Raw genomic sequence first — 10,779 nt, 5'->3', positions numbered from 1 at the left:
TTACTGCCCGAACAGTCAATTCGGCAGATGGGAATTGAACCCATTGAAGAAAATACGCCTCACGGCGTACTAACGGTCACTTGTATGTGGTCGGGCGGTCCCGATGCAATCGGGAGTGTCAGACTCGCAGGAAAGTGGGCGCAAGGTCTGACTTGTCAGACCGCTGAAACCCCCGCCTGCCATATAAAAATTGTTATAACACGATTTTTAATTAGATTTTAAGAGTTCATATTCAATATCTCCAATCTGATATTCTGACTTCGTTTTGTCCTTTGCTACGTTTTTTAAAACTAACGTATCCCCCTTTAAAGACCATTGATATTTAAGTGATGGTTCTTGTTTGTTATTTTTATCATCTATCGTTAAAATATTCTCTTTAAATATCCCCACTTTTAACCAAATATTTAACTCTTTACCTTCCCATTCCTTAATTCCTTTGATTGCATTTCTTTTGATATCTACCATATCAGATGTCGCTGTCTGATTCCTGATGATATTATAGTTTCCAGTTATGATATTTCTTATAAACAAATTGTTATTGCGCAAAGGGAAACCATTTGGTTGAACCAGGTCAAGTGCATCTTTTAATTGTTTATAAGCATAATTTCCTGAGTCGTCAGAAAGAATCATTTGAGTTTTACTAGAGTCAAATTTAATTTTAAATTGCTGACAATTAACACTATGATCATCTGTTAACTCATATGGGATTTTTTGTTTTTTTAAAAATCCAGCGGTTGTTATTTGATTTTCATTCGGTTCAAATTCAATAATAAGTCTTTCTGTAATGTCTTTGTCCAATTCGTTTATTCTCTGGGGCGATAGATCAGCATCAGCATAAGCGGTAAGAACCCATGGGAGATTAATTTCTGTACTTGACAGGATTGCGGTGTTTCCAACACTTTCATAATTGTATTTTGTCTTATTTTGAAAACCAGCAAAAATGATTGACAGCGAAATGAACAGAGTCATTAAAATAGTTGTTTTCATTTGATTAATTTTAAGTTGTTCTAATTTCCGAACTAATATTTACTTGTCTGTAAGTTTTCAATCTTGCCCAATGATCATGCCAACCCTCTTATTTAAATTGTGTTATAACGGCCTGCCGCATGAAGCGTATGGAGATCTAACCATACTAACTCCCCAAATTGAGCAGAGCCAAAGCGTTGGTTTTAGTTTTAAGTTTTCATTTTTAAAGTCAAATCAGCGATTTGGCGTTGTGCGCCGAAGTCACAAACTTTGCAAATCGAGCTGACCTCCATATGCTTTATTGCGGTTTGTTAGCCTTTGTGATTTTTTACCACCATTTGCCTTTCTCCAAGTTATCAATCACGATTTGTTTAATAACAGAATCAAATTCTACTGAATCTACTTTTTGAATAATTTCTTTTAATGGAATCAGGTCATGAATTGGACTTTGAAGTTCATAATTGATATAACCAGTGTCAAGGTTGTTAATGTTGTCTTTATATGCTTTTAAAAATAAGTCAGGCCTTTTTTCAAGAACAACGAATAACATTTCATTACTAAATTCTCCAAATTCTACGTTATTACTACAACATCTGTCAATAGTTGCTAATAAAGATGCAATTAATGGTTCTGTTAGGTTGTCCCTGTTTTCTGAAATCGATAAAACTATTCCAAGGTCACATTTAGTCGAATCGCAAGGAGTTTCTTTAATTATTGTTTCTGATTCCTTATTCTTTTCAATTGATGCAGTCTTGCTTGGATTATCATTTGTTTGCTCAACTGATTCAGAACCAATATTATTGTCATTGTTGTCCGAGTTTCGTTTTGGCAAGCAACCAACCAGAAAAATAATGGCTAAAATGTAAATTAACTTATTCATATGTGTGGTTCGTTTTTTTCATAAAGGCTAACACTTGTATACCCACAGTCTTGTGGATATATTCGCTTTAGCTGGATGTGTTTTTACTGGTGAAAACGCTGATTGTGTGCAGTGGGTGTCCGTTGGTTAGTACTGTCATTGGTTTTTTCCTTTTTCGATTTCGCCGATTAAGTTATAAAAATTTACAAAATGTATGTACGAATAAGCATCTTTTTATTTTCGTCCTAAATGACTGATAATCTTTATCGAGCATTTTCTATTTAACACCTCAGGGGGGTACTTCCGAAGTACCCCTCCCCACCTCAAACATGACTCGAGTTACCTCTGAGGTGACTGCAGTCGGTTCTGACCTGACTCGACTTAGCTTCGAGGTGACTGCAGTCGGTTCCGACCTGACTCGACTTACCTTTAAGGTGACTGCAGTCGGGTTCGAACGGACTCGAGTCATCAAAAAGGTGAGTGCAGTCGGTAAAAAGGTCGGCGAAGTCAGTGCTGAGCAAACTCGAGTCGGCAAAAACAGAACTCGGGTTGGTTCCGGACAAACTGCAGTCGGCTTGCACCAAACTGCAGTTGGAGATCAACTACAAGCTTCCAACTGGGCCCATGTTCCTTCCGAAAAAAAAGACAGGAACTCGGTACTGCTCCTGCCTTTGTCACACATCAATCTAAATCTCCCGATTTTAGTCAATCAATCGGTTTTCCGGTTTCCATTGCTGGCAAACCGTTTCCTCAAATCTTCATAAATGGCTTTTGAGCCGGGAATACTAAGTTTGGCCGCCTGTTTCACCGAGTTGTAATAAGTAAGTGCTGCGGTGTAACTTTCCGATCCGGCTTGCGTGGTGGTATCATCCAGGTTCAACACCAACTGCTGCACCGGGCGCAAAACAGCCATGAGTTTCTCCCAGCTATCCATGTCGTTTTTAAAACCATCCACATCCATAAAAGGAGGTGCAAACTGGGGATCGCTGTTGGAATAATCCAGGCATTTCTCAACAAACGGAGCGGTGCCATCGCTCATTTTGGGTAGCGACTGCCGCTCTTCGGCATTTAAGGCAATCAGGTAAGGTTTCAGTAAAGCAACGGCTTCGTTAATGTGGTTTGCCGCTTCTTCGGCTACGGTCTCGGGCAACTGGTAATTAATCTTATTTTCCATTTGCTTAGGTATTAAAAGTTTAGTGACTAAAAGTTAAATGTTCTTTTTCATCTCTCCTAAGAATTTACCATAAATTTCATGAACTGACCATTTTAGCCCAAAAATGAGCCCTCCCGACTCATGAACGAACATTTTCACCCAACAACCAACAGCAAAAAACACTGGTTTTCAGTGTCATTTTTACTGAATCATCCATCAAAAACAGCAAATTAGTTATGAGACTTGAGTGAGAAGAATGCACGAGGGCATGAAGACACGAAGGCACGAAACTGTCAACATCCAACTTCTCCATTTCGCCGAGAGAACAAGATTTCACACCTTACGCTAGTGGTTGGATTTCCTTCTCTTCTCGAAGGGAAGGTGTCCCGGGAACCGGGACGGATGGGTTAAGAAAAAGTGAGCAGATGAGCCAGGCAGCAGGGAGAAGGGAGAGGGCAAGAACACACGAAGTCACGAACGTACGAAGTCACGAAGGCCGAAGCCAACAAAATCTAACTCCCCAACTTCACCGCCAGGTGAAAAGGACGGCCTACGAGGGTTTTAAACCAGAAAACAAGGAAAGGAATCGGCACGGGACTAGCGTTTAATCAAAACCGACAACTTCTGATTAGTAACAGATCCTGAAACAAGTTCAGGAAGACGCTCAAAGCGGATAACCGAAGGCACGAGGATACGAACGCACGAACTCAGGAACGAAAAATCACTTCCTTTTGCGTTGGGCGAAAGTTTATTGTCCGGCTCAGGCCCATTTCCCCGCCTGACAAGGAGGGGTGTCCACGACTTGTCGGGGACGGGGTGGTCAAAACCAGCACAAAGACGATAAACTTGAAAATTCTGAATTAATAACAAAACCACCTCGTCACCGGTAAACCGGTGCCACTCCTCCTTGCCGAAAAGGAGGAGAAAAGAGCGCATCGGCAAACGGTAGCCCACAACCTGGCAGCGTCCGAAGGTCCTGGCAGCGTTTAATTTGAACCCGACAACTTCTGACCAGTAACAGATCCTGAAACAAGTTCAGGAAGACGCTCAATCCGACGAACTTATGAACACACGAAGTCATGAACGTACGAAGGCATGAACTGCTTGTCAACTGAAAACCGATAACTGACAACCGACACCGCTCAACTATCATCCGGCACCACTCAAAGCTCGCCCGTTTTCCCCTTCGCACTGTCCCTTCTTTTTGCTATCTTTGCGCCTCAAATCGAATGAGGTAGACGTTTTATGCCCCGGCAAACAGCGTCAACTCACCGATAAACAACAGTGACGGGTCTTCGACCTAAAAATGCTTTTAATCTTTTCAACACGATGGAATACAAATTCTGGGACATTGAGCCAAAATGGCAAGCCTACTGGGAGGAAAACAAAACCTTCAAAACCGAAAATGATTTTTCGAAGCCAAAATATTACATTCTCGACATGTTTCCTTACCCCTCAGGATCAGGACTTCATGTAGGGCATCCGGAAGGATACACAGCCACCGACATCCTCAGCCGCTACAAACGGATGAAGGGATTCAATGTGCTCCACCCCATGGGATGGGATGCCTTTGGACTGCCCGCCGAACAGTATGCCATTCAGACCGGCACACACCCGGCCATTACAACCAATAAAAACTGCGACAACTTCCGTCGGCAAATTAAAACCCTGGGCTTAAGCTACGACTGGGACCGGGAAATTAACACCACCGACCCGAAGTATTTCAAATGGACGCAGTGGATTTTTACCAAGCTGTACAGCACCTGGTTTGATCAGGAGCAAGGCAAAGGCCGTCCGATCAGCGAGCTTCCCATTCCTGAAGAAGTGAAAGCCGAAGGCGATGCTGCCGTCAAAGAATACATCAGCAAAAAACGCCTGGCGTATTACGACAACGCCCAGGTATGGTGGTGCGAAAACTGTAAAACAGTTTGTGCCAACGAGGAAGTACTGACCGATGGCTCGCATGAGAAATGCGGACACCAGGTGACTCGCAAAAACCTGAAGCAATGGTTGCTCCGTATTCCACACTATGCCCAGCGCCTGCTGGAAGGACTGGACGAGCTGGACTGGCCCGAAGGCGTAAAAGACATGCAGAAAAACTGGATCGGAAAATCGACCGGTGCTGAAGTGGACTTTGCCATTGAAGGGCTGGAAGACAAACTGCGGGTATACACCACCCGCCCCGACACCTTGTTTGGTGCCACCTACATGGTGGTGTCGCCCGAGCACCCAATGCTGGACGCACTGGTGGTAGACGAGAAAAAAGAAGAAGTTCAAAAATATACGCAAGCCGCTTCGCTAAAGTCTGACTTAGACCGTACCGAACTGGCCAAAGAAAAAACCGGAGTGTTTACCGGCCGTTATGCCATCAACCCGGTCAATGGATCAAAAATCCAAATCTGGGTAGCCGACTATGTGTTGATGGGCTACGGAACAGGAGCCATTATGGCTGTTCCGGCACACGACACCCGCGACTTTGAGTTTGCCGAGAAATTCAATATTCCAATCATTTGCATCCTCGATCCGAAAGATGCAGAACCCGAGGTACGCGAGCAAGTTGTGGCCGGCAAAGCCTGCTGGACAGAAGATGGCGCTTACATCAATTCGGCCAGCGAACTGACTGGCATCGACATTAACGGGCTGAACAAGCAAGATGGAATCGCCAAGGTTACGGCCTGGCTGGAAGAAAAAGGAATTGGTGAGGCAACCACCAACTTCAAGCTGCGCGACTGGCTGTTTAGCCGCCAGCGCTATTGGGGTGAACCATTCCCGGTTATTCACTGGGAAGATGGCGAAGTAACCATCGTGGAAGATGACCTGCCGGTAACCTTGCCCGAGATGGAAAAATTTGAACCGGGCGAAGGCGGCGAATCCCCGCTGGGCAATGCCACCGAATGGTTGAACGTGGTGGATGAAAACGGCCGCAAAGGACGTCGCGAGACCAATACCATGCCGCAATGGGCCGGTTCGTGCTGGTACTTCCTGCGCTACATCGACCCCAACAACGATGAGCAGATTTTTGATCCGAAACTGGAAAACTACTGGATGCCGGTTGACTTGTACATTGGTGGTGCCGAGCATGCGGTGCTGCACTTGTTGTACTCCCGTTTCTGGCACAAAGTGTTGTTCGACCTGGGCATTGTATCGACCGATGAACCCTTTAAAAGATTGTATAACCAGGGAATGATCCTGGCTTTTGCCTACGAAACGCAAACCGGAGCCAAAGTCACTTCGGACCTGGTTGAAGAGAAAGACGGCAAATACGTCCACACCCAAACGGGCGAAGAGCTGCGTCAGATTGTGGCCAAAATGTCGAAGTCGTTGAAAAACGTAATCAACCCCGATGATGTGGTGGCTAAATACGGAGCCGACTCCTTACGTTTGTACGAAATGTTTATGGGGCCGCTGGACGACACCAAGCCTTGGGCTGAGAATGGGGTTAAAGGCGTTTTTGGCTTCTTGAGCCGTGCCCACCGTTTCTTTGCCAACCCCGATAATATTGTGGAAGGTGAAGAAGATAAGGACGTGCTGAAACTGTTGCAGCAAACCATTATTAAGGTAGGCGACGACATTGAGCACCTGAAATTCAACACCGGCATCTCGGCACTGATGGTTTTCAACAACCTGGCCATCAAAAAAGGCAAGGTAACCAAAGCCACTGCGGAAACCTTTGCACGCATCCTGGCTCCTTATGCGCCTCACCTGGCCGAAGAGCTGTGGAGCCTGTATGGCAACAAGCAAAGCCTGACTTACGAGCCATGGCCCGAAGCTGATCAAAGCCTGCTGGTGGAAGACACACACGAGTACCCGGTTTCCTTTAACGGAAAGATGCGCTTCAAACTGGAGTTGCCTCTGGATATTTCGCGCGAGGAAGTTGAGAAAACAATTAGCACCCACGAGCTGTCACAACGATGGCTGGACGGTAAAACACCCAAAAAAGTGATTTACGTTCCGAAGAAAATCATTAACGTGGTTGTCTAAATAGTAAGATATCGAATCAAAAAAGGATGAATTCCATGGTGAGTTCATCCTTTTTTTGTGGTTAATTTTGAAGTCCATTTTTCGGTTCTGGAGAAATTATTCTTCGCCTGATTGGCAATCCTTTCATCCCCAAAATCGCGCTTTTTAGCCCTGCCACCGCCGCTACCGGCAGGCGTTTATCCCCAATACCCAAGGTTTATCCCTTTGCTTGCAGAACCAAAGGGCTCCAACAAAGGCTTCCGTTATTTTCGGTTCATGAAAACGACTCAAACGCAAGCCATCCTATTACTTCTTTTGCTGAGTTGCATGAGCGCATTTGCTCAGCAAAGCCAGCAAGAACAACTCGTTATTGATTCCATACGCATCAGTAAGAACTGGCGCACCAAAGATTACATTATCCTGCAGGAGCTGAACCTGAAAACGGGCACACCAACCACCCAAAGTGCCATCGACACGGCCATGATTAAAATCTGGAACATCGGAAACTTTTCCTCCATCAGTTATCAGATTGACACCTTGCCGGATGAGCAAAACCTGCTCAATATTACTGCCAAGGATGCTTTAACAGTTGTACCCTACCTGTCGTTCAATGGCAATAAAAACAACTTCCAGTTTTCGGCTGGCGTCAATGACAACAACTTTTTGGGCCGGAATGTTGGGCTGGAACTGCGCGGAACAACCGGAAGCAACAGCAAACTCATTACGATCAGGACCGCTATTCCACGGCAACTTCTTTACCGGAACATGGCGCTCACCGGAAGCTTCACCTATGGCAATGGCATGAACTACCAGTACGCCGAAGGACAAAAAGTACAAGGAGTCGGTTATCTGAAAAAGGAAGTTTCATTGGCCATTTCCAATCCATGGCACCAGGATTTCAACTACAAATTCTCGCCCGACCTCAGCCTTCAGCTCACCCGACATCGGACCGACAGCAGCCTTATCAGCCCTTCCCTTCCCCAGCCGGACGCCTATAAAGTCACGTACCTGCAACTTGGTGTTAGCGAATCAATGGGCTACATCAAACGCAGACGCCACCAGCAAGATGGTTACAACCTGGGCCTTGGCCTGACTTGGGGGATGGGCCTCACAACCAACAGCCCGAATTACCATTCCCTATCTGCCGCGGCATCCTGGCACCATTTATTCAACTCCCTGGTTCAACTTTCAGCTTCGTTCTCCACGGCCTACACCTCCTCCAATATTCCCTCCCTGCTTTTCTACCGAAATGACGTAAAAGGCACCTATGCCGGTGAAGTCTCCGGAAAAGCCTATTACGCAGCAGCCCTCGGAACCGAACTGACCTATTTCAACCGGCAGTGGCTATCCCTGGTCCAGTCCTTCTATTTCAACATGGGCAATGGAGCTTCAAGCTATTTCAGCCTGTATACTACCCAACCGCAGTATTCGGCCTACACCAACCTGAAATTTACAATTCCCGCCATTCCCTGGCTGTCCATCAGCTTCGATTTGGTATGGTCGCAACGCAAAGACAACTGGTTTATTCTGAACTTGTAGACAGGCCCTACACTTTCCCCGAATGTAAGCTTTACGTTAATCCTGTAAACGCTGACTTTTATCCATCTTTTCCTCAATTAAAAACCATTCTTTTGCAGCCCGATCCCACGGTTAAAAGGGAACGCAAAAACACCCCATTAAGCAATCAAAATAGGAAGAGGAAATGACAAAAGAATACAAAGAAAAATTGAAAACAACCTTCATGGATTACCTGGTAATCACCTTTGGCATGGCGCTTTACGTCCTGTGTTGGACTGTATTTCTGATTCCGGCCGAAATAACCGGAGGCGGAGTCAGTGGGTTGTCGGCAGTTATTTTTTATGGAACCTCCATTCCAATTGCCGTGTCATATTTTGTTATCAATGCGGTGCTCATTCTTATTGCAATCAAAGCACTGGGAACAAGCTTCGGCATTAAAACCATCTTTAGCATGGCCGTGGCGACCTTCCTGTTTTGGTTAACTCCCGGAATCGTCACCACTCCGCTGATTGACGACACCTTCCTTTCAGCCGTGCTCGGAGGTATGCTGGGCGGTGCAGGTATTGGCATTGTTTTTACCCGCGGTGGGAGCACCGGAGGAACCGACATCATTGCGATGATCATCAACAAGAATCGGAACATCAGCCCGGGACGAATCATCTTGTATTGCGATGTTATTATTATTGCCTCCAGTTATTTTGTGTTTCAGTCGCCCGGAAAACTCGTTTACGGTTTTGTTAACATGTGGGTAGTTTCTTATGCAATTGATGCTTTTTTAAATGGATCGAATGCTTCTGCGCAAATTTTTATATTTTCGAAAAAATTTGAAGAAATTGCCAATTACGTCAATAATAATGTAGGTCGAGGCGTTACGGTAATGGACGCAACGGGTTGGTACACCCAGAAAAATGTAAAAATAGTAATGACCGTTGTCCGGAAACGGGAATCCAGCCTGATTTTCAGAAAGCTAAAGGAAATAGACCCTGAGGCGTTTATTTCGATGGGAAGTGTCATGGGCGTTTACGGACAAGGGTTTGACAAGATGAAACATTAATATGAAGAAATATATTGCAGAAGTTGTTTTTTTATTAGCCGCTACAAGTTTATTCGTTCTATTTTCAGTCAATCCTCCGGCTCCCAAGCCGGAGCCCATTCCCGAACCAGAACCAATCCCCATTCCGGAGCCGGTTTTGCTATTCGGGCTCCCTGCCGATTCATTCCATATTGAAACCCGCAACATCCAGCGCAACCAGAACCTGTCCGATATTCTGGTAAAAAAGAATATTTCGTACCAAATGATTGACCAGCTCGCACGAAAATCAAAAGCTATTTTTGATGTGCGAAAAATCAAGCATAAAAACCCCTACCACTTTTTTCTGAAGAAAGACAGCCTGCAAACCCCGGCTTACTTTATTTACGAAATTGACAACACCGACTATGTGGTTTACCAACTGGGGGATTCCATCAACATTTACCGGGGGCAGAAACCAATCCACCGCCAGTTACGAACCGCCTCGGGCACCATTAAATCGTCGCTTTGGAATGCCATGACGGAAAATAACATCAACCCGGTGCTGGCCAATGAACTGTCGGACATTTACCAGTGGACCATCGACTTCTACGGTATCCAGCGTGGCGACCAGTTCCGGGTCATTTATGAAGAAATGTATGTGGATTCCACGCCCATCGGTATTGGTGAAATTTTTGCCTGCCAGTTTCAGCACATGAAGCAGGATTTTTATGCTTTTCAGTTTGAACAAGACAGCAGCCTAAGCTATTTCGATCAGGAAGGCAATAGTCTTAAAAAGGCTTTTCTGAAGTCGCCTCTGGAGTTTTCACGCATCAGCAGCCGCTTTTCAAACAGCCGCTATCATCCGGTATTAAAAATCAGACGCCCGCACCATGGTGTGGATTATGCGGCCCCAACCGGCACACCGGTCCGCTCGATTGGCGATGGCGTGGTAACCCGCAAAGCCTACCAGCGTCGCGGCGGAGGCAACTATGTTTACATTAAGCACAACTCGGTTTACACCACCTGTTACATGCACCTGCATGGGTATGCCAAAGGCATTGCACCAGGAGTTCGCGTCAAGCAAGGACAAATAATTGGTTATGTGGGAGCAACCGGTCTGGCTACAGGGCCGCACCTCGACTTCCGGGTTTTCCGAAACGGCTCCCCCATGGACCCTCTCAAGGTAGAAGCACCCCCGGTAGAACCGGTAAACGAAGCCAACAAGGCTGCTTTTGAGGCCGTGAAAGATTCGTTAAGCAGGCAATTGGAATTAATCCCGCTGTCGAGCTAAACAAACGGGCAGGTTTTCTG

Annotated in this window: 9 protein-coding genes; 5 read left to right on the top strand and 4 right to left on the bottom strand. The window is 45.7% G+C overall.

The features are described 5' to 3' along the window. On the top strand, positions 1 to 222 hold a 222-nt coding region (locus ACRD6K_RS19170), incomplete at its 5' end, for a hypothetical protein (protein ID WP_430974556.1). Here the strand turns inward: ACRD6K_RS19170 and ACRD6K_RS19165 are convergent. The 4 genes from ACRD6K_RS19165 to ACRD6K_RS19150 form a co-directional block, all read right to left on the bottom strand. Further along, positions 208 to 987, bottom strand: coding sequence for a hypothetical protein (locus tag ACRD6K_RS19165; RefSeq protein WP_430974555.1), 780 nt, complete (start codon positions 985 to 987; stop codon positions 208 to 210). The genes ACRD6K_RS19170 and ACRD6K_RS19165 overlap by 15 nt on opposite strands. A 307-nt stretch (positions 988 to 1,294) precedes the next feature. Continuing rightward, positions 1,295 to 1,846 (bottom strand): hypothetical protein, encoded by a 552-nt coding sequence (locus ACRD6K_RS19160; protein ID WP_299581498.1) that lies wholly within the window; start codon positions 1,844 to 1,846, stop codon positions 1,295 to 1,297. A gap of 688 nt (positions 1,847 to 2,534) precedes the next feature. Beyond that, a complete protein-coding gene (locus ACRD6K_RS19155; RefSeq protein WP_430974554.1) occupies positions 2,535 to 2,999 on the bottom strand; it encodes a hypothetical protein in 465 nt (154 codons plus the stop codon). 576 nt (positions 3,000 to 3,575) lie between these two features. After that, on the bottom strand, positions 3,576 to 3,914 hold the full coding sequence (locus tag ACRD6K_RS19150; RefSeq protein ID WP_430974553.1) for a hypothetical protein: 339 nt from the start codon (positions 3,912 to 3,914) through the stop codon (positions 3,576 to 3,578). 393 nt (positions 3,915 to 4,307) lie between these two features. Between ACRD6K_RS19150 and leuS the strand changes: the two genes are divergently transcribed. The 4 genes from leuS (at position 4,308) to ACRD6K_RS19130 (ending at position 10,759) form a co-directional block, all read left to right on the top strand. Next, the gene (gene leuS, locus ACRD6K_RS19145; RefSeq protein ID WP_430974552.1) at positions 4,308 to 6,959 is read left to right on the top strand and encodes a leucine--tRNA ligase; all 2,652 of its coding nucleotides are present in this window, start codon (positions 4,308 to 4,310) and stop codon (positions 6,957 to 6,959) included. 255 nt (positions 6,960 to 7,214) lie between these two features. Next, entirely contained in the window at positions 7,215 to 8,477 is a 1,263-nt protein-coding gene (locus tag ACRD6K_RS19140) for a POTRA domain-containing protein (protein WP_430974551.1), read from the top strand. 163 nt (positions 8,478 to 8,640) lie between these two features. Beyond that, on the top strand, positions 8,641 to 9,510 hold the full coding sequence (locus ACRD6K_RS19135; RefSeq protein WP_299581521.1) for a YitT family protein: 870 nt from the start codon (positions 8,641 to 8,643) through the stop codon (positions 9,508 to 9,510). Position 9,511: 1 nt separating this feature from the next. Next, positions 9,512 to 10,759 carry a peptidoglycan DD-metalloendopeptidase family protein gene (locus tag ACRD6K_RS19130; protein WP_430974550.1) on the top strand — a complete coding sequence of 416 codons (1,248 nt, stop codon included), beginning with the start codon at positions 9,512 to 9,514 and terminating at the stop codon, positions 10,757 to 10,759. Positions 10,760 to 10,779: the final 20 nt, after the last annotated feature.

This window comes from Sunxiuqinia rutila, from assembly GCF_050589705.1.
Classification (GTDB): domain Bacteria; phylum Bacteroidota; class Bacteroidia; order Bacteroidales; family Prolixibacteraceae; genus Sunxiuqinia; species Sunxiuqinia rutila.
This window is presented reverse-complemented; position numbering and strand designations above follow the sequence as displayed.

Excerpts from the sequence above, each read along its gene's own strand:
- ACRD6K_RS19155 (WP_430974554.1), bottom strand. The coding sequence starts at position 2,999 with ATGGAAAATAAGATTAATTACCAGTTGCCCGAGACCGTAGCCGAAGAA.
- leuS (WP_430974552.1), top strand. The coding sequence starts at position 4,308 with ATGGAATACAAATTCTGGGACATTGAGCCAAAATGGCAAGCCTACTGG.
- ACRD6K_RS19150 (WP_430974553.1), bottom strand. The coding sequence starts at position 3,914 with ATGCGCTCTTTTCTCCTCCTTTTCGGCAAGGAGGAGTGGCACCGGTTT.
- ACRD6K_RS19130 (WP_430974550.1), top strand. The coding sequence starts at position 9,512 with ATGAAGAAATATATTGCAGAAGTTGTTTTTTTATTAGCCGCTACAAGT.
- ACRD6K_RS19140 (WP_430974551.1), top strand. The coding sequence starts at position 7,215 with ATGAAAACGACTCAAACGCAAGCCATCCTATTACTTCTTTTGCTGAGT.
- ACRD6K_RS19165 (WP_430974555.1), bottom strand. The coding sequence starts at position 987 with ATGAAAACAACTATTTTAATGACTCTGTTCATTTCGCTGTCAATCATT.
- ACRD6K_RS19135 (WP_299581521.1), top strand. The coding sequence starts at position 8,641 with ATGACAAAAGAATACAAAGAAAAATTGAAAACAACCTTCATGGATTAC.
- ACRD6K_RS19160 (WP_299581498.1), bottom strand. The coding sequence starts at position 1,846 with ATGAATAAGTTAATTTACATTTTAGCCATTATTTTTCTGGTTGGTTGC.